The sequence below is a fragment of the Streptomyces sp. B21-105 genome, assembly GCF_036898465.1.
Classification (GTDB): domain Bacteria; phylum Actinomycetota; class Actinomycetes; order Streptomycetales; family Streptomycetaceae; genus Streptomyces.
This window is the reverse complement of record NZ_JARUMJ010000001.1, coordinates 8,980,385-9,000,133: the sequence shown is the minus strand read 5'-3', so window position 1 is coordinate 9,000,133 and position 19,749 is coordinate 8,980,385. Positions and strand designations below refer to the sequence as shown.

Below are 19,749 nucleotides of genomic sequence, written 5' to 3'. Positions count from 1 at the left end.
CCAGCTCCAGGGTGACCAGCTCCCGCAATGGATCAAGGCGGTCCGCGCCGACGACCTCCCCAGCCTCCACACCTTCGTCAACGGCCTCGAACGCGATCTCGCTGCCGTCACAGCAGGCCTAACACTGCCGTGGAGCTCCGGCGTCGTAGAAGGCCGCGTCAACCGGATCAAAATGATCAGGTGTCAGAAGACACGCGGGCTGTGCCCGGCGGACCGTCGCCGGCGTCGGCGCGGTCAGGCAATCCCGCTGATCGCGTTCGGCTCGACACGAGTACCTGGCCCAGCCGGGCCGCCGCCCGCAACGCGATCTTCGACCTCCCCCTCACCGATGGATGCCCGGAGTGTGTCTCTTTTCAGCCATGCCCCTGTAACTTCCCGGCACGGAAAGGTACTTCCGCACAGGACCAGCCGTCTGACATCTTGCATCCACCACTCGTTTCGTACGGCCCGGCCGGTGCCCTCAGCACGGCCGGGCCGTCTCCGGAGGACGCATTGATACCCCACAGATCCAGCCGACCTCGACGCACACTGGTGCTGGCGGCCACGCTCGGCGCAGCCCTCGCGTTCGGCGCACCCGGCGCCCTCGCGGGCACGCTCCCCGTCGCCCCCTCCACCGCGCCGGCCGCCAAGGCCCACGCTCCGGCCGCCGTGCCGGCCTCCCTGAGTGCGACCTGGGTGGCCGGCACGCGTGCCTACCTCGTGATCACCGCCCCCGGTGACAATTCGGCGGTCCGTTCCGCGATCGCCGCCAACGGCGGCACCGTCTTCTCGAACTTCGACGCCATCGGCGTGATCGTCGCCCACTCGGCGTCCAGCGGATTCGCCGCCACCATGCGGGGCGTCGCCGGCGTGCAGCAGGTCGGCGCCACGCGCACCTCGGACGTCCCGGCCGACGCCTACTCCCCGGCGCTCCCGGCCAATCCGGCCCAGTCCTCGACCCCGGCCGGAGAACCGGTACGGGCCGACATGAGCCAGATCAAGGCCGACCAGGCCTGGGCCGTGAACCCGGGCTCCGCCTCCGTCAAGGTCGGCATCCTGGACACCGGTGTGGACGACCAGCACCAGGACCTGGCGCCCAACTTCGATGCGGCCGACTCGGTCTCCTGCGCCTACGGCAAGCCCGACACCCGCGCCGGCGCCTGGCGGGACGTCGACACGCACGGCACCCACGTAGCGGGCACCATCGCCGCGGCCAAGAACGGCAAGGGCGTCGTCGGCGTGGCCCCCGGGGTGAAGATCTCCGCGGTCCGGGTCGCCGAACCGGGCAACGCCTTCTTCTTCGCCGAGAACACCATCTGCGGCTTCGTCTGGGCCGGTGACCACGGCTTCAAGGTCACCAACAACAGTTATTACACGGACCCGTGGCAGTTCAACTGCCCGGACAACATCGACCAGGCCGCCATCATCGAGGGCGTCAAGCGCGCCCAGGAGTACGCCGAAGGCAAGGGCTCCCTCCAGATCGCCGCCGCGGGCAACGAGAACTACGACCTCGCCCACAAGACGACCGACTCCGCGAGCCCGAACGACTCGACACCGGTCACCCGCACCATCACCAACGCCTGCCTCGACATCCCGACCGAACTGCCGGGCGTGGTCACCGTCGCGGCCAACGGCACGGGCATCACCAAGGCCTCGTTCTCCAACTACGGGCAGGGCGTCATCGACGTCGCGGCGCCGGGCAGCAACGTGTACTCCACCGTCCCCGGCGGCGGCTACGGCAGCAAGAGCGGCACCTCGATGGCCACCCCGCACGTGGCCGGCGTGGCGGCGCTCATCGCCAGCGCCGACCCGGGCATCACCCCGGCGCAGATCCGCGCCAAGCTGGCCACCCAGGCCAACGACATCGCCTGCCCCTCGGACAACCGCTGCACGGGCACGACGGCCAACAACTCGTTCTTCGGCGAGGGACAGGTCGACGCCCTCAAGGCCGTCGGGACCACCCCGCCGCCCGGCAAGTACTTCGAGAACATCGCGGACTTCACCATCAACGACAACGCGACCGTGGAGAGCCCGATCGCCGTCACCGGCGTGACCGGCAACGCCCCGGCCACCCTCAAGGTGGGTGTGGACGTCAAGCACACCTACATCGGTGACCTGAAGGTCGACCTGGTGGCGCCGGACGGCACCGTCTACGCCCTGCACAACCGCGCCGGCGGCAGCGCCGACAACATCGCCCAGACCTACACCGTGAACGCCTCCTCGGAGGTCGCGAACGGCACCTGGAAGCTGCGCGTCAACGACAACGCCGCCTCCGACACGGGCAAGATCGACGCCTGGAACCTGACCTTCTGACGCAGGACCCGGCACCGCCGGGTAAAGCGCGCACTGCGTCGGCGACGGCTCCGCGGCCGCGGAAAAGGCGGCTGCGGTCTGTTCGGCCAGGGCTGCGAACTGCTCGGCGACGGAGGGCACTGGGCCTGGGCTGCGGTGTGCGCCGCGGTCAGGGCCACCATGCCGGAGGGCGTGCGTCCATGCCGGAGGGCATGCGTCCATGAAGCCGCGAACGGCCTGGGGCGGGTTCCAGCTCACCGTGCGGCCCTGCGCCTCCCCACAGGAGCCGCAGGGCCGTGCCCGCGAGGAGTACCGGCCGGCCCTGAGGAGTACCGGCCGGCCCGAGCGCGGGCCGCCGTTTCGGCCGGACCGCGAAGGCGGCCACTCTCACTGACGCCGGCACCGCCGTTTCCCGTGCACATCTGCCAGCCCCTTGATCGCCGGATGCTGTGGCACCTTGGTTCTGGCACAGATCTTGGGGGGGGCGGCCACGGACGTGACGATTCCGTTCGAGGGCAAGGGGGTGGTCACGAACCGAGGTTCAGGCGCCATCGGGCGTTCTCGACCTCGGTGCCCTCCCTCATCCGCTCCCTTCGCTCAGGCGGCCGACTGCCCACGGCAGGAGCTCCTTCGCCACCGCAAGGCTGAACGGCCTGACCAGCGAGCACAGTTCGACGCAGGCCGTAGGACCGAGGGTGAGATACGGGAGGGCGGCCAGCCTGTCGGTGGTGTGCTCGATCTTCGCCCTGCGCCGCGCCCCCTCCTCGGTCAGGGCCAGGTGCGGCCCGTCGTCGAGCCATCCACGCTCACATAGACTCTGGACGGCCTGGCCCCACTGCTGCGGCGTCCATGCCCGCGAGTCGCGCAGTACCCCTGCATCGACGTCGCCTGCGGCGGCATGGGTGACGAGAGCTTCGATCCCGCTCAGTCCGGCGGTCAGCAGTGCCCCCACATGACCATCGCCCCGGAACTCCCTCAGCAGAGTCTGCGCATGCCAGAGCACGAGGTGGGGCGCGCTCGGCCACGGCAATGCGGCGTGCGCGGCAAAAAGAGGGCGGCCCTGTGGGTGATCAACAGTCACCTCCGCTGCGGTACGGGCCAGTTCCGCCGCGCGGGCCATCGTCGGCGAGGAGACCTCCGCGCCGAGGATGCGGCGGAGCGTGGCATCGATCCCTGCGAGCCGGGCAGCTGCGAACTGCTGCGGCGTAGCGACTCTCCATGCCGCGGGTATGGCCCGGCGCACCAGTTGTGGATTGAAGTTGTAGAACGTGGCGATGACCAGATCCGCAGAAGCCGCGCCGAGCGCGGCCGAACGGGACGCGAAGTATCCCGTCCTGGCGTCCACGCCCAACTCGTCGTACCGGGCTGCGGCTTCGGGCGAGAAGTAGACGGCCCCGTGGTAGGGCTCGAGGGTTCTCCAGGTCTCGCGCGCGAGGGCGAGGCTGTCGCGGTTCATGTTCTGCGTCATGAGCGGCTCTCCGTCCTGTGGCGGATGAAACGTTGGTATTCATCGAGCACATGACGGCGCAGGGGACACCGTCGACGTACCGCCTGGTCGGTATGCTACTGGAGAGCGGCTCCGGCGGCTACCACCCTGCAACCGGTTCCCCGCGCCGGTCCACGATGGCCACGCCGCCCCGGCTCTTGCGAGACGGGGCACGGGAGTGACGCACCGTGGTCGATACGATCGTCATCCACAAAGCCCTTACGGCGCCCGGGTGCCGGGAGCCGGCCGCCCCGGTGCTGCCGTCGTTCGCTGTTCTCGCGCAAGGTGGTGGGACCACTCCGTGTGACGAGCGACCGGACCGTGTTCACGGCACCGGTGTAGGTGCTGACCAGCGGCTGTCCTGGCGGCATCTGCCGCCGCTGTTCGGCACGTCGCCCGCCACCGCACTTCGCCGCTTCACGGTACGCGCCGGCGCGGACGGGGGTTTTCCCGCCCGCGGAGGTCACGCGGCGCTGAGGGGATGGGCCGCCGTGGCCGAGCGCGGGGGCCAGGTGTGGGGGGCGAGTATGCCGAGGACGTACGCGCGGGCCACGAGGGCCGGACGGGTGGCGGCGCCCAGCAGGTGCCGCAGGCGGCTGAGGTGGTAGTCGAGGGTCTGCCGCGACAGTTTCAGCGAGGCGGCTATGTCGCTGTTGCTGCTGCCCTGTGCCAGCAACGACAGGATGCGGATCTGCGCGGCGGTGAGCGGCGGATGCGCCTCGTGGGCGAGACTCTGATGGGTGATCACGGCCCAGACGTGCCGCGCTCGGCCGGCGGAATGGCCGATAGTCGTCAGGTGGAGCTCCGCCCGCCGCTGCAGTCCATGAGTGTCGACGAGCACGGCCGTGGTCTCGACACGTCGGGTGCGGCGGGCTATCAGACTGTTCCAGCGGCGGTGCAACCGGTCGAGGTCCGGTCCCGGTTCGGGGGCCAGCAGCGTGTGGGCGCGGCGGCCCACGAGGTCGGTCAGGCCGAGGTGGAAGAGTTCGGCGGCCGCCACGCTCGCCTCGATCACCCGCCCGTTCGCCGACAACAGGGCGCAGGGCAGACCGCTGTGGTCGCGCAGGGCACTGAGGTTCTCCTCGGCCTCCTGGCGCTGCGCGGTGGCCCGCAGGTGGTCGGTGATGTCCACGTAGATGCCGGCGACGCACGTACGCAAGTGTTCCCGCACCGGGAAGCGGTGGCCGACCGCGCGGCCCGTGGTGCCGTCCTGGCGCAGGTAGCGGAGGGTGTGGCGGACGGGCCTGCCCCGGGTGAGTATCTGCTGGTCCAGGGCCCGGAACCGCTCGGCCTCGGCCGGGGCGTCGAAGTCCTCGATGTATCTGCCGACCAGTTGCTGCGGCACGGTGCCGTAGAGGTGCGCGTAGGCGTGGTTGGCCCACAGGTAGCGCCCCTCGCGGTCCCGGATGAAGGCGGGCGCCGGGGCGAGGTCCACGAGGTCCGCGAAGGCGGCGCCACCGGGGGGCGCCGCGGGCCCCGCTTCATGGTGCCGCCGGTCCGGGGTGTGCTGTGAGCCGCCCGGGTCGGCGAGGCCGCCGGTGTCGGCGGGCCCACCTGTCGTCAAGGGTCCTTCGGCGTCCCTCTCCCCCGCCGGGCACGGCTCGTCGACTTCCCTCCAGGACACGGGAAGGTTATCGAGCAGTGTCTTGAGGCTCGGGTCGGGCACAACGGTCTCCGTCCGTACAGGACTGGCTGACGCACAGTCACACGACGTTGGATATCCCGCCCGGTGCAGCACAAGCTCCATTCCCGGCCGAGTTGCCGGAAGTGGACGGTGGCCGCCGCCCCTGCCCCTCGGGCCCGGATTTCGGGGACGAAAATGTGCGGATCAACCCCGCGACTCAGGCATTTGCCTGAGTCGCGAGCGGCCTCTGCGGCGATATGGGCGGTTACAGCCTGGTCCCCTGGAGTGTGCGGGCCACGTCTCCGGACGCCGTTGCCCGCACACGATCCCCGGGCCCGTCACCGCGCCACCGGTGCCGAGGACGGCCCCCGCCGACCAGGTGAATGGAGACGAATTTCTGTGAGCACGGTGCTGTTGGTGCATGCCAAGGGTGGTCCGCCGCTCGGCCATGTCCTGTCCCGGACGGCTGCGAGGGCGGACGTGCACCTGCTGGCGCTCAGCGCTCTTCCCCCCGCCGTGACGGGTTCCGCAGGGAGACTGTGCGCCTCGGTCACGACGCCGGACGACGCAGGCCGCTCCGACCTGGTCGCCCTGATCGTCTCGCATGCCCGGCTGGTGGGCGCGGACGCCGTGATCACCTTCTCCGAGTACGCGGTCGCCGCGGTCGCCGAGGCCTGCGAGAAGCTCGGCCTGCCGGGCGCGGGCGCAGCCGCCGCACTCGCGCGCGACAAGCGGCTGATGCGCAGCACCTGGCAGAGGAGCGGCCTGCCGCAGCCCGCGTTCCGCCCCGTCGCCACGGAGGCGGATCTGCGGGCGGCGGTGCGCTCCCTGTCCTGTCCGCTGCTCCTCAAGGCGGCCTGGAGCGCGGGATCCACCGCCCACCAGATCATCACCTCTCCCGGCGAGGCGTCCGCCGCCTGGGCCCGCTCGCGCCAGGTCATGGCGGAGTCCGCCCGGTTGGGATACGCGGAGCTGCATGTCGCCGAGGCGGATGCCGACTTCGTGGTCGAGGAGATCGTCAGCGGCACGGTGGCGGGCTGGTTCGACGAGCCCGGCTGGGGCGACTACCTCAGCGTCGAGGGCGTCGTGGCGGACGGTGTCTTCCATCCCGTCTGCCTCAGCGGCCGGATGCCCACGATCGAGCCGTTCACCGAGCGCGCCGGCATCACGCCCGCCCTGCTGTCGCCCGACGCGCAGGAACGCGTCGTGGACCTGGCGCGCCGCGCCGTCGACGCGCTGGGCCTGCTCGACTGCGGGACGCACACGGAGATCAAGCTCGGCCCCGACGGCAGCATGTGGCTCATCGAGACCGCCGCCCGGTTCGGCGGCGCGATGACGGTGCCGCAGATCGAGGAGGTCTTCGAACTGGACCTGGTGGGCATGCTCGTCGACCACCTGCTGGGACGCCCGGTCGCCTGGCCGGAGCAGGCCTTGACCCCGGAGCGGGCCCGGGGTGCGGCGGGCTCCCTCGTCGTCCTCGCGGTCGACGGCCGGGGCGAGGCCTGGCAGGGCCGCAAGGTCTGGGACTTCCCCCTGGTCGCGTCGGACGTCCCGCTGAGCCCGGACAGCGAGCTGTCGGTGGTGGCGGAGAGCTCCCTGCCCGACGGCAGTGTCGTGCCGGTCTACGACCCCGTCGCGGGCGCCAACACCATGGCGGCCCTGTGCCTGCTCTCCGCCGCCGACCCGCGGACGGTGCTGCGGGACTTCGAGACCCTGGTGGACGCCCTGCCCCGGGTGCTGCCCGCCGCGCAGTCCCAGGAGGTTCCCGCATGAGCACCCACCTGGCCACCGGCGCCGCCGAGCCCGCGACGGACCGCACGGTCGTCGGCGAGAACCTCTCCCTGCCGCTTTTCCGGACGCTGTCGGGAGTCCTGGCGGGTCACCCCTATCTCAAGGTCGTCGTCGACCGCGCGGAGAACACCTGGCATCTGCTCGACACCGGCGCACACCCCTTCCACGTCGACTACGTCGCCACTCGGGTGCTGGGGATGGACCTGGCCGCGCTGGACGCGCGGTTGGACGCCTTCAACGCCTCCGTCTACACCGATCCCGAGCGCCGGTTCCTGCTCGGTGTGCTGTCCCTGCACACCGAGCAGGAGGCGGGCAGGGAGCGGCCGTTCCTCGTCCTGGAGACGACCGAGGCCGATACCATGCACGGCGAACTGCTCGCGTTCTTCTACGAGTTCGTCCGGGCCCGGGTCGACAGCAGGCTGCCGCTGCTGCTCAAGCCCGCCAACCACGGGCAGGAGGAGACGCTGTCGGCGATCTCCGAACGGCGGGTGCCCCGCATTCTGGGCCACGAGCTGTTCGGTTCCCGGGAGCGCACACCGTTGAACCCCGGCGAGGCCACCGGGCGGCTGCGCTTCTTCCGGACGGCCGAGGAGTACACGGCGGCCGAAGCCGGCCTGGGCTGGGCCGACATCGTGGCGATGCCGTGCCTGCCCGACGACGTACCGCGCGTCGCCGGCTTCATCAACACCGCGCCGATCACACCGCTTTCGCACACCAACGTCCTCGCCTCCGGCTGGGGCATCCCCAACGCGATCGTCCGCGATCTGGAGCAACTCGTCGACAAGGACGGCCTCGACGACGCGTGGGTGCGCTACCGGGTCGACGAGGACGACATATCCCTGGAGCGTCTCGACCACGAACCCGACCTGCGGGCGCCGGCCTGGCACCAGCAGCGCATACGCCTCGAGCCGCCGCTGCTCGAAGGCGCCCCCGTGCTCTCCCTGCACCGGCTGCGCAGTGCCGACCGCGACCGCTACGGCACGAAGGCGGCCAACCTCGGCGAGCTGCACCACGTCCTCGACAGCCGCACGGTGGACCTGACCTCCTTCTATGGCCGGCCCCGTCCGCCGCGCGAGGACCTCTACGGCCACCTCGCCACCCGCCTCGGCCTCAGCCCCTTCACCGTCGAGCAACTCCGCGCAAGGGCAGCTGAGTTCGTCGCGGAGACGGTCGGCGCCCCGGAGGGCGTCGCACTCCCCTTCGCGCTCCAGCAGCGGTTCCTCGCCTCCTCCCCGGCCCTCCAGCAGGGCATCGGCAAGCTGAAGATGGCGCTCGAACTCGATGCCACCGACGTCCTGGACTCGCTGTGCCTGCACCTGCAGCACCTGATCCGGCACACTCCCGTCCCCGAGTCGGTCACCCGGCAGATCGACCAGGCCTTTCCCGCTGCGGCGGCCTCCCGCGGGCGGCTGGTGGTGCGCTCCTCCTCCAACGCCGAAGACCTACCCGGGTTCTCCGCGGCCGGCGTCTACGACTCCGTCACCACCGTCCACGGCACGGGTGAACTCCTCGACGCCGTACGCCACGTGTGGGCCTCCCTCGTGTCGCCCCGCAGCGTGCGGCTGCGCCACCAGGTCGGCATCTCCCTCGACGACACCTACATGGGTGTGATCATCCAGGAGTACCTGCCCGCCTCCCTGGGCGGCGTCCTCGTGACCTGCAACCCGACCCGCCGGGAGGACTTCCGCAACGTCTACCTCAACTGTTCCCCGGGCTCCCCCGAGCAGGTGGTCGACGGGACGGTGCCGCCGCAGCAGTACCTGTACAACACGGTGGAGGGCGGCGGCCGTACCGTCGCGCTGGGCTCGTGGGGCCAGGGGCTGTCCGCCGCGGTCCGCGCCCGGCTCGCCGACCTGTCCCTGACCGGACGGCTCCTGCAGTCCCACTTCAGCGCGGCCGACGTGGACAAGCCCCTCGACATCGAGTGGCTGATGACCGAGCAGGGCGATTTCCGGCTGGTCCAGATCCGACCCTACGCGCTGTGAGGGCGCGTCCTGGCCGGCGGCGCCCCGGCACCGGAGCCGCCACGGGCCTGACCGACACCGCCCGCCGGATCATCCGGCTCAACTACGGCTTCCAACTGCTGTTCAACCTGCTGTGGTGGATGCCGGTGTTCTACGCCTACCAGAAGGCGGCCGGCCTCTCGGACGGGCAGATCTTCGGCATCCAGAGCATCTACTACGTGGCCTTCTGCCTGCTGGAGATCCCGACCGGGCTGATCGCCGACCGGATCGGCACCCGCAACTGCCTGCGCGCCGGCGCGGTGGTGATGACGGCCGCGAACCTGGCCCCGGTGGTCAGCGCCTCCTACACGGGGTTCCTGATCCACTTCCTGGCCATCGCCGCCGGCCGGTCGCTCACCTCGGGCGCGGCGAGCGCCTACCTGTACGACGGGCTTCGGGCGCAACGGTGCGGCGAGCACTACCTTCGGGCGGAGGGCACCGCGCGGGCACTGGGGCTGGCGGCGAAGGTGGTGTGCTGGCCGCTGGTCGGCCCGTTGATGGCTCTCGCGCACCCGGCCCCGTACGTGCTCAGCGCCGCGAGCGCGGCAGGCTCCCTCGTCTGCGCCGTGCTGCTGCCCCGCCTCGCCGGAGCGGAAGCCGAAGCGCACACCGGAACGGGCATCGGCCGGGGTGACGGCGGGCGCCGGGGCGGCGCCTTCCTGCGGGACGCGGGGACCGCGCTGCGCTGCGTCGCCTCCTCGCCGTGCCTGGCCCTCGTGATGGTGCAGGGTGTCGCCGTCTTCACGCTGTCACGCATCTGCCAGGTCAACCTCTTCCAGCCGATCCTGCTGGACCACGGCATCGGCGAGGCATCGCACGGTGGGGTGCTGGCCGCCATGACCGTGGCGGAGGCGGTGGCGTCCGCGCGACCCCAATGGCTCAGCCGCAGACTGCCGCCGGTCGCCTGGGTGTCCGTCCTCAGCCTCGCGCTGGCGGGCACCCTGGCGGCCATGACCCTCGGCGGGCCATGGACCGTCGTCGTGCTGCTCTGCCTGTTCGCCGGCGCCACGGGGTTCGCGTTCCCGGTCCAGCGCAAACTGGTCAACGACGCGGTCCCCGCGCACGCACCACGGGCCACCCTGCTCTCGGTGGAGAGCATCGTGGACCGCGCGGTGTGCGCACTGGCCGCGATCGCCGCGGGCGCGTACCTGTCGGCCGGTCATCTGGACGCCCTGCTGTGGCACAGCGCGCTGGCCACGGCGGTGCTGCTCGGGGCATTCCAACTGCTGCTGCGCAGCGGCGTGGTCGCCCGTGCGGGCCGGGACGGAAATCTGGCGCTGCCGTCCCGGGCGGGCGGGCGAGCGGGAACCGGTGGCACCGCGTCGGCGGAGGCGAAGGCGGGCGACGCTACGCCCGACCTGGCGGACGCGGGGGACGCCGGCCGCAAGGAGGCCCTCGAACCGAGCCAGACCCCTCGGAGATCACGAACGACCTGACGGCCGGACCCGCCGGGCCATCAGGCCACCGGCCGCCGGGCAGCCGGCAGATCAGCCCTTTGACCACCGTCGAAAAGGATGACCGTGGTGCGGGCGCCGGTCCGTCGTCGTACGCCCCGGATCAAGGGTGTACGCCGACCGGCAAGTTCGGGCTGCGGCTGCGGCTGCGGCTGCGTTCAAGCGAGGCGACGGCCGAGGAGTTCGACCAGTCCCGCCGGCAGGAACGCGGGCCGGTGCGGCAGTCCGACCTGATACGACACGAAGCCCAGCGAGGAGGCCACGCACACCTCCTGGGCCGTCTCCGCCTGGTAGACGACCGGGCAGCCGGCCGAGTCCTCCTTGGCGCGCTGCCACAGGACCGGGGACGGCTTGCGTTCGGCCTCGGTGCGCGGCGTACGGATCCGGTCGCCGAAGTCCGCCCAGGCGAAGGCCGCCGGACCCCGCCATGTCGCGTCGACCTCCGTCCGGAGCCGGGCGGCGCGCTCGGTGTCGGTCGTGCCCCAGGAGGGCGGGACATTGGTGATCAGGCCGACTCTGACGTGGCGTTCCCGCAGGGTACGCAGGTACGAGGCCGCCCCGGGCAGGTAGGTGGTGCTGCCGTCGGCGGCGGTGTGCACCAGGGTCTCCCCCAGGTCGAAGTACACGACGGGACACGTCCGTTCGCCGTGCGCGGGCTTGATGGCGGCCGCACCCTGGCCCTTCCCGGCCTCCTCGGGAGCGGCCACGGTCGCCGGCGTGCAGAGCACGGTCGACACCAGGGCCGCGCCCAGTACGAGGCCCAGACGGGTCGAACTGTTGTCAACGGATCCGTTCATATGCACCGTCACCCCTTTAATGTCATAGACATGACACGTTAACGCTCCTGCGGTCCATCGGCGGGCCGAACCCACTACGGCTCGACGTGATCACCACCTTGTCGCCGGCGCGCCGGAGGCCGTCGCCGACGATCCGCTCCGACGTGAACAGCCGTACGCCGCGGCCGGGTCGAAGAGCGTCACGCCCTGCTCGACAGCCGTCCGGACTGATGGTCTCCCCAGCGGCGAGTGGGACGAGGACGTCGTCGAGCCAGGCGATCACCATGCGTTCGTACGCGGCGTCGCCGCGCAACACGACATGCTGGAGTTCGTGCTGCTCCTTCTTGTCCGGACGCCCCCGTTGCGGGACGTCCCGGACGTCGATCCAGCCGTCGCCGCCCATCTGCTTGAGCACCCGGTAGTTCTGCTGGTGTGCGGCGTCCGGAAGTGCCCGGTGGACCGCTCGAACCGCGGGGCCGGCTCATCACCGGAGCCCGGCTTCTCCAGCAGGGAGACGGGGGTCGGGTGCTCGAGCGCCATGCGCACGATGCTCCTCTGCACCTGGTTGCACGGCAACGCTGCCTCGCTGAGAAACAGCTCAGCCAACTCGACGTCCTCTTCTGCTGCTTCCACCGGGCCGGCGGCGTCCGCGAGCGTCGCAGCCAGGTCTCCGTTGTATGTAGTGTGCGGAAATGACAAGAAGTGAGCGACTCGCAGACCAGCTGGACTGGTACTGGCACAAGAACCTGCGGCCGCGGCTGGACGGTCTTGCCGATGAGGAGTACTTCTGGGAGCCGGTGCGTGGCTGCTGGAGCATTCGCCCACGTGGCACGTCGGCCGCACCGATGTCGGCAGGTTCAGGGGAGTGGACGATGGACTCCGCGTCCCCTGACCCGATGCCGGCGCCGGCGCCGGTGACCACGATCGCCTGGCGGCTGGCGCACATCATCGTCTCGTGCCTGGGCTATCGGGTGGGATGGTACTTCGGCGGCCCGGATGTCGACTCCCAGACATTCGCCTACGCGGGGACCGCTGACGAGGCGCTGAAACAGCTCGATGAGATGTATGGGAGATGGAACGCGGGGGTCCGCGAGCTCTCGGACGCCGACCTGGAGAATCCGCCCACGGTGGGTCCCGAGCGGTTTCCCATGGAGAACAGGGTCCTGCACGTCAACAGAGAGCTGATCCATCACGGCGCCGAGATTTCCCTGCTGCGCGACCTCTACCGCCGGCTGGACGGACCCGTGCCGCGCTGAATACGACCTGCGTGGACTCGGTGATGCTCCGCCGCGCGCGTCGGTCAACGCCCGCCCGGGACCGGTTCGCGCCCGGCTCAGGTCACGCGCCCCGCCGCCGGGCGACAGCATGACGTGACGTGGCCTGCTAGAGCATGCTGAGTGCGCGCATCGCATCGTGTTCGATGCGCGCGAGCTCACTGAGCACCGCTCCGGCCTGCACGAGGTGCTTCGCGTCGCCGGAGTGGCCCGCTGTCGCGATGAGTGCCGCGACCTGTGTCCACAGGACGGCGGCCTCGGCGTACAGGCGGTGGCCGGTGCGCAGGTGACTGTTCTCGCCCAGTCCGGCGCACTCGGCGAGGAAGTCCCGGTAGAGGTTTCGGAAGAGGGCGCCTCCTGTGCCGGCCTTCTCCAACAGCAGGGCGGCCCTTGGCAGGTCCTCGCGCGGATTCTCGCTGCGTTGCAGCCACGTGGGCACCTGCTTCGCGGCCTTCTCGATGCCCCGGTGCCCCAGGTTCGCGATGGGCGGATTCAGAAAGGCCTCGGCGCAGGCCGTGATCGCGGGGGTGATCCGGTCTCTCAGCGACGTCCGGCCGGTGGGCACGACGACGGTGAACGAACGGTGCCTGGCGGTCATGGGACCACGCTCGGCTCTGGCCTTGGCCAGGCCCGCGAGACCGGTCGAGACGGCCCCGCCCTGCTGCTCGGTGTCCACCAGGTAGGCCTGCTGTTCGTCGTAGCCGTACATGGCCACGATGTGCCCGCCGAAATGCACCTTGGTGGTGAAGTAGTCCAGGTGGTAACTGTCGAGCTGGAGGCCTACGGGCCGACCGGCGTCGATGGGTCGCGCCACGTGCTGCCACGCCTTGCGCGCAGAGGTCGTCTCTTCGACGAGGAGCTCCAGGCCGAGGCCGGCGGCCAGGTTCCTGGTGAGCTCGAACGGCTTGACCCGGCCGCCCAGGAAGGGGAAGTCCATTCCCTTGGCGTCCCAGTAGATGAAGGACAGTCCGCAGCCGAGCCCGAACAGCATGGGCTCGGACACGTCGAGGCCCTCGTGCCGCAGCAGCACGTCGAGCGCCGTCGTCTCGCAGTGCTGCATACCGCGGCTGTCGATCCCTTCCACCATGGCCATGCGCCTGATACTCCTGCCCCATCCGATGACAACGACAGATGACGTGCCCCGGCCCGGGCCCGCTCGCGCGGCCGGGGCCGGCAGCCAGTGCAGCAGAAGTCGAGCGATGGACGGGCGTGTTCCGTCACTCACGTTGTGGGGTTCTCGTCATCTTCCGAACGGGGCGGCGGGGCAGCGTTCACGGTTTCGGTGCCAAGAACGTGAATGAGGCGTTCGATCCCCTGCTTCGCGTGCGACGTGCCGCCCGATCGCGTCGTCGGCGCGGGAGGCGAACGCCGACGATCGCGCCGGACCGCCCGTGCGCTCCGCCAGGGCCGTCTCGCCCCGGCCGCGGCACCGCGGTGAGCGCGGCGCCTCGAACGCGTCCGTCAGAGCGCCGCCAAGCGGGGGCCGATCTAGGCTGGAAGAAGCCGCTGGAATCCAGCTCTGACGGGCACGGCTGTCCGGACGGAGGCGTGGTGCGTGAAAATGGTCGACAAGCAGGATGCCCCCACAGCCGCTGTCATGGTGGACCTGGACGGCATGGTGAGCGGCTGGAGCCAGGGGGGCCGGGTGCTCCTGGGCTGGACGGCGGAGGACACCGTCGGGCGCCCCGTGACCGACCTGCTGGTGGACCCCCCGCCGCCCGGCCTCCTCGACGGCTACGACGCCGGCCCCGACGCCACGGGGTTCGTCCCCTTGCGCCACCGGGACGGTTCCACGGTGGACGCCGTGGTGACCGCTCACACACTGCTCACCCCCGACGGGCGGGCGCTGGGCCGCGTGGTGATCATGCAGCGTTGGGGCCGCCGCCCGATGATCGCCGACCAGGCCTTCGAGCAGTCCCCGTTCGCTCTGGGCGTCTACGACCCCGAGCTGCGCTTCCTGTGGATCAACGCGTCCTCGGGCCGGGTGATCGCGCACTCCGAGGAGCAGGTGCTCGGCAAGAAATACCGCGAGGTGCTTCCCGAATTCGACCGCACGCTGTTTCCCGAGAGGGACGACGAGCCCTACACCGACGCGCTCGCAGAAGTGGCGAGAACGGGCGAGGCCACGCGCCTCATCACCGTTTTCCGCCCCCTGGGCAGTAACTACGCCAATGCCTGGGCCACCAGCATATGGCCGGTCCGCGATGCCGAGGGCAGGGTCCGCGCGGTCGCCAACTGGGGATTCGACATGAGCGCCGAGTACTGGGCCCGGCAGCGTCTGCTCCTCCTCAACCAGGCCAGCGGTGGCATCGGCCGGACGCTCGACGTGATCGGCACCGCTCAGGAACTCGCCAGGACCCCGGTGCCGGGATTCGTCGACCTCGTCTGCGTGGATCTCTTCGAGGAGGTGCTGCACGGAGACGAGCCGCCCTCCGCGTCCGCGTTCACCCCCGCCGAGACGATCACGCTGAGCCGGGCCGCCCAGCACAGCGCGAAGGAGGACGCAGACCGGGTGCCCGGACCGACGACACAGGTCGCGCACGCTCCCGGTTCCGTCGCCGCCCGCTGTATGGCCACCGGCCTGCCCACGGTCGAGCTCGCCGTCGAGCCCGGCGAGGGCGGCGAGTGGGCCTTCGGACCCGGGCTCGCCGCGGACCCGGCCCACTGGCCGCCGGGCAACCCGGTGATCGACGAGTCCGTCGCCGCTGACGGCCTCACGGGCCGGATCACCGTGCCACTCCGGGCGCGCGGCGCGCTGCTCGGCGTCGTCGCCTTCTCCCGGCTCGACCGGCCCGAGGCCTTCACCGCCGACGACCTGATCCTCGCCGAAGAGCTGACCGCCAAGGCCGCCGTCGCCATCGACAACGCCCGCCGGTACTCGCGCGAGCGCACGACCGCGTTGACCCTGCAACGCAGCCTGTTGCCGCAGGGGTTGCCGAACCAGGAGGCGGTCGAGGTGGCATCCCGCTACCTGCCCGGCGGGACCGGCACGGAAGTCGGCGGCGATTGGTTCGACGTCATTCCGCTGTCCGGCGCACGGGTCGCCCTGGTCGTCGGCGATGTCGTGGGCCACGGTCTGCACGCCTCGGCCAGCATGGGCCGGCTGCGCACGGCGGTCCGCACCCTCGCCGACGTCGACCTGCCACCGGACGAGCTGCTGACCCACCTGGACGACCTCGTCCTCCACCTCGCCAGCGACCTCCGGCCCGACAGTCACTTCCAGCCGACGGGCGAGTCCGGCGCCACCTGCTTGTACACCGTCTACGACCCCGTTTCCCGGCGCCTCACGCTGGCGAGCGCCGGCCATCCCCTGCCGCTGGTCATCTCCCCCGACGGCACCAGGACCCCGGTACCCGCCCATCCGGGGCCGCCGCTGGGCATCGGCGGACTGCCGTTCGAGGCCGCGGAGTTCGAACTGCCGGAGGGCAGTCTGCTCGCCCTCTACACCGATGGACTGCTGGAGAGCCGCGAACGCGACGTCGACCAGCGACTCGCCGAACTGCAGCGCGCCCTGAACCGATCGGCAACGTCCCTGGAGGCCCTGTGCGACACGGTGATCGACGCCATGCTTCCCGATCGCCGCACGGACGACGCGGCTCTGCTGCTCGCTCGCACACACGCGCTGGCTCCCCAGCACGTCGCCGACTGGGACGTCGAACCCGACACCGAGCAGGTGCCGCGCGCCAGGAAGTTCGCCGTCGACCAGGTGGACGCCTGGGGTCTGGCGGAGGCGGCGTTCGTCACCGAACTGGTCGTCAGCGAGCTGGTCACCAACGCCATCAGATACGGCGAGCCGCCGATCCGGCTACGGCTGATTCGCGACACTTCCCTGATCTGCGAGGTCTCCGACGCCAGCAGCACCGCTCCGCACCTGCGCCGGGCCCGCGCCTTCGACGAGGGCGGCCGGGGCCTGCTGCTCGTCGCCCAGCTCACCCAGGGGTGGGGAACCCGGCACGCCGGCGACGGCAAGACCATCTGGTGCGCCCAGACCCTCCCCGAGCACGAGCGGCACTGAGATCCAAGCCAGGTCAAGGGCACGGAGCTCCTCGAGGGCGCCTCAGACTGAAGGACGCCGGGTGCCCAAGCAACCCGGGGGCCACGGCATTTCGAAAGCCGGGGCGGCGCGAACCCTGCCGGAACGGAACCCGCCGGAAACATTGACGGAACCATGACCCAAACCGACAGCTCCTTCACCGCGGTCAGCCCCTGGGCCTGACCCGTTTGCCCCCTGCTGCGCCGCCACGGACCCCACCCGCGGCGGCGCGGTCTGGCGGGGGCGGCGCGGTCTCCGGGACGGCCCGGGCGGGGCGAGAGCCCCGGCGACAGGCCGGGCCGACCTCGTCCAGTTGTCGCACCCCTCACGCGACCGCGCGGCACATCCGATGTCCGACGGGTCGCCAAGTCACCGTCGGGCCCGGACCGTTCGGGAAAGATCAAGGATTTTGTGTCGCAAGACTAGACACCAGCGAGGTTCGTGTCCGTTAATCCATCCCATGTATCAGCGGACCGGATCGATGGGACCGAGACCCCTGGCACCGCATCGGCAGCAGATCAGCCCGTGATGTGCCGCATCCGGCCGCCGGACCCATGAGCCGACACACCGACGACCAAGCTGCCGCTCGCTCCTCACCGAAGGGTGCACCATGGCCTCCTCCGTCAGCAGACGGCGCCTCCTGCAAGCAGCCGGGGCGGCCGCCGCCGCCTCTGCCACCGGATCCCTCATCGGCGCGACTCCCGCCCACGCGGCCACACCTCCCGCAAGGACCGACATCGGGGTCGCCGCGCACCCCTTCGACCTCGGTCGGGTCCGCCTCACCGCGAGCCGATGGCTGGACAACCAGAACCGTACGCGGAACTACCTTCGGTTCGTCGACGTCGACCGGCTGCTGTACAACTTCCGAGCCAACCACCGCCTGTCCACCAACGGCGCTGCTGCCACCGGCGGTTGGGACGCGCCGTCGTTCCCCTTCCGCACCCACGTCCAAGGGCACTTCCTCACGGCGTGGGCTCAGCTGTACGCCGTGACCGGGGACACCACCTGCCGGGACAAGGCGACCGCCATGGTCGCGGAACTGGCCAAATGCCAGGCCAACAACAGCGCCGCCGGTTTCAGCGCCGGATACCTCTCCGGTTACCCCGAGTCCGACTTCACCGCTCTCGAGCAGCGGACCCTGACCAACGGCAACGTGCCGTACTACACCATCCACAAGACCCTCGTCGGCCTGTTGGACGTATGGCGCCACATCGGGAGCACTCAAGCCCGTGACGTGCTCCTCGCCCTGGCGGGATGGGTCGACTGGCGCACCGGACGGTTGAGCGGCCAGCAGATGCAGGCCATGCTGCAAACCGAGTTCGGCGGCATGAACTGTGTGCTGGCCGATCTCTACCAGCAGACAGGCGACGCGCGGTGGCTCACCGTGGCCCAGCGGTTCGACCACGCCGCGGTGTTCGACCCCCTGGCCTCCGGCCAGGACCAGCTCAACGGGCTGCACGCCAACACCCAGGTACCCAAGTGGATCGGGGCCGCCCGGGAGTACAAGGCCACCGGCACGACCCGCTACCGGGACATCGCCACCAACGCCTGGAACATCACCGTCAACTCGCACACCTACGCCATCGGCGGCAACAGCCAGGCGGAGCACTTCCGTGCCCCGAATGCCATCGCCGGCTACCTGAACAACGACACCTGCGAGAGCTGCAACACCTTCAACATGCTCTCCCTCACCCGAGAGTTGTTCGCCCTGGACCCGAGCCGGGCCGCGCTGTTCGACTACTACGAGCGGGCCTGGCTGAACCAGATGATCGGCCAGCAGAACCCGGCCGACGACCACGGCCACGTCACCTACTTCACCCCGCTCGGCCCGGGAGGCCGACGGGGCGTGGGCCCGGCATGGGGCGGCGGCACCTGGAGCACCGACTACGGCACCTTCTGGTGCTGCCAGGGCACGGGCCTGGAGATGCACACCAGGCTGATGGACTCCATCTACTTCCGCACCGACAACACGCTGATCGTGAACCTGTTCGTGCCCTCGGTGCTCACCTGGTCGGAGCGCGGAATCACGGTCACCCAGACCACGTCGTTCCCCGACAGCGACACCACGACCCTCCAGGTCACGGGCAACGTCAGCGGAACCTGGGCGATGCGCATCCGCATCCCGAGCTGGACCGCAGGGGCCACCGTCAGCGTGAACGGCACGGCGCAGAACATCACCACCACGCCCGGCAGCTACGCCACCCTGAACCGCTCCTGGACCTCCGGCGACACGGTCACCGTCCGCCTGCCCATGCGGGTCGTCATGCGCGCGGCCAACGACAACGCGAACGTCGCCGCGATCACCTACGGCCCCGTGGTCCTGTCCGGCAACTACGGGAACACCACGCTCAGTTCCCTTCCGTCGCTGAACACCTCCTCGATCACACGGACCAGCAGCAGTTCGCTCGCCTTCACCGCCACCGCCAACGGCGCCACCGTCAACCTGGGCCCGTTCCACAACGCGCACGGCCACAACTACACCGTCTACTGGAACACCAGCGGCACCAGCACCGTCCGGCTGGCCAACGTGGGCAGCGGTCTCGTGCTGGGCATCCAGAACATGTCCACGGCCGACGGCGGCCGCGCCCTGCAGTGGAACGACTCGGGCACTGCCGACCACGACTGGGAAATGATCACCGACGGAAACGCGTTCCGCTTCCGCAACGCCAACAGCGGCAAGGTGCTCGGCATCCTGGACATGTCCACGGCGGACGGTGCCACCGTGCTGCAGTGGTCGGACAACGGCACCGCCGACCACAGATGGACGCTGCTCGACCAGGGCGACGGGACCTACAAGATCCGCAACGTGAACAGCGGCAAGCTGCTCGCCATCGCGAACAACTCCACCGCCGTCGGCGCGTTCGCGGTCCAGGACTCGGACGACGGCACCGCCGACAACCGCTGGCGCATCCTGCGTTGAGCCGAGGTCCGCCTCCAGGCGGATCCTGATCACACGCCCTTCCGTATGCTCGACGCTTCGACCTTTGTTCGATATGACGAACATCAGGATCGGGCCGCGCATCGACAGTCCGGCCGG

Annotated in this window: 11 protein-coding genes and 1 pseudogene; 7 read left to right on the top strand and 5 right to left on the bottom strand. The window is 70.5% G+C overall.

What is annotated here, in order from left to right:
* Positions 1-531: 531 nt before the first annotated feature.
* The gene (locus QA802_RS40255) at positions 532-2,292 is read left to right on the top strand and encodes a S8 family peptidase (protein ID WP_334533825.1); all 1,761 of its coding nucleotides are present in this window, start codon (positions 532-534) and stop codon (positions 2,290-2,292) included.
* A gap of 559 nt (positions 2,293-2,851) precedes the next feature.
* Here QA802_RS40255 and QA802_RS40250 read toward each other — a convergent pair.
* Entirely contained in the window at positions 2,852-3,739 is an 888-nt protein-coding gene (locus tag QA802_RS40250) for an SCO6745 family protein (protein WP_334533822.1), read from the bottom strand.
* A gap of 481 nt (positions 3,740-4,220) precedes the next feature.
* Positions 4,221-5,321 carry a PAS domain-containing protein gene (locus tag QA802_RS40245; RefSeq protein ID WP_334533819.1) on the bottom strand — a complete coding sequence of 367 codons (1,101 nt, stop codon included), beginning with the start codon at positions 5,319-5,321 and terminating at the stop codon, positions 4,221-4,223.
* A gap of 459 nt (positions 5,322-5,780) precedes the next feature.
* Here QA802_RS40245 and QA802_RS40240 point away from each other — a divergent pair, with 459 nt between their 5' ends.
* Genes QA802_RS40240 through QA802_RS40230 form a run of 3 tightly spaced genes read left to right on the top strand, consistent with a single transcriptional unit; the run spans position 5,781 to position 10,611 of the window.
* On the top strand, positions 5,781-7,154 hold the full coding sequence (locus QA802_RS40240) for an ATP-grasp domain-containing protein (RefSeq protein WP_334533816.1): 1,374 nt from the start codon (positions 5,781-5,783) through the stop codon (positions 7,152-7,154).
* The gene (locus QA802_RS40235) at positions 7,151-9,157 is read left to right on the top strand and encodes a PEP/pyruvate-binding domain-containing protein (RefSeq protein WP_334533813.1); all 2,007 of its coding nucleotides are present in this window, start codon (positions 7,151-7,153) and stop codon (positions 9,155-9,157) included. Before QA802_RS40240 ends, QA802_RS40235 begins: the two co-directional genes overlap by 4 nt.
* Entirely contained in the window at positions 9,154-10,611 is a 1,458-nt protein-coding gene (locus tag QA802_RS40230) for an MFS transporter (RefSeq protein WP_334533810.1), read from the top strand. The genes QA802_RS40235 and QA802_RS40230 overlap by 4 nt, the downstream gene beginning before the upstream one ends.
* A gap of 176 nt (positions 10,612-10,787) precedes the next feature.
* On the opposite strand, the gene QA802_RS40225 is transcribed toward QA802_RS40230, so the two are convergent.
* On the bottom strand, positions 10,788-11,426 hold the full coding sequence (locus tag QA802_RS40225; protein ID WP_334533807.1) for an HAD family hydrolase: 639 nt from the start codon (positions 11,424-11,426) through the stop codon (positions 10,788-10,790).
* A gap of 226 nt (positions 11,427-11,652) precedes the next feature.
* Positions 11,653-11,945, bottom strand: a pseudogene (locus QA802_RS40220) (PadR family transcriptional regulator); the annotation flags it as partial.
* A gap of 152 nt (positions 11,946-12,097) precedes the next feature.
* Here QA802_RS40220 and QA802_RS40215 point away from each other — a divergent pair.
* On the top strand, positions 12,098-12,661 hold the full coding sequence (locus QA802_RS40215) for a DinB family protein (RefSeq protein WP_334533804.1): 564 nt from the start codon (positions 12,098-12,100) through the stop codon (positions 12,659-12,661).
* A gap of 127 nt (positions 12,662-12,788) precedes the next feature.
* Here the strand turns inward: QA802_RS40215 and QA802_RS40210 are convergent, their stop codons facing one another.
* Complete coding sequence (locus QA802_RS40210) at positions 12,789-13,772, bottom strand: BtrH N-terminal domain-containing protein (RefSeq protein WP_334533801.1); 984 nt, start codon at positions 13,770-13,772, stop codon at positions 12,789-12,791.
* A gap of 468 nt (positions 13,773-14,240) precedes the next feature.
* Here QA802_RS40210 and QA802_RS40205 point away from each other — a divergent pair, with 468 nt between their 5' ends.
* Together QA802_RS40205 and QA802_RS40200 are read left to right on the top strand one after the other, a co-directional pair.
* Positions 14,241-16,694 carry an ATP-binding SpoIIE family protein phosphatase gene (locus QA802_RS40205; RefSeq protein ID WP_334533798.1) on the top strand — a complete coding sequence of 818 codons (2,454 nt, stop codon included), beginning with the start codon at positions 14,241-14,243 and terminating at the stop codon, positions 16,692-16,694.
* A 628-nt stretch (positions 16,695-17,322) separates the two neighbouring features.
* Positions 17,323-19,632 carry a beta-L-arabinofuranosidase domain-containing protein gene (locus tag QA802_RS40200; RefSeq protein WP_334533795.1) on the top strand — a complete coding sequence of 770 codons (2,310 nt, stop codon included), beginning with the start codon at positions 17,323-17,325 and terminating at the stop codon, positions 19,630-19,632.
* Positions 19,633-19,749 lie beyond the last annotated feature (117 nt).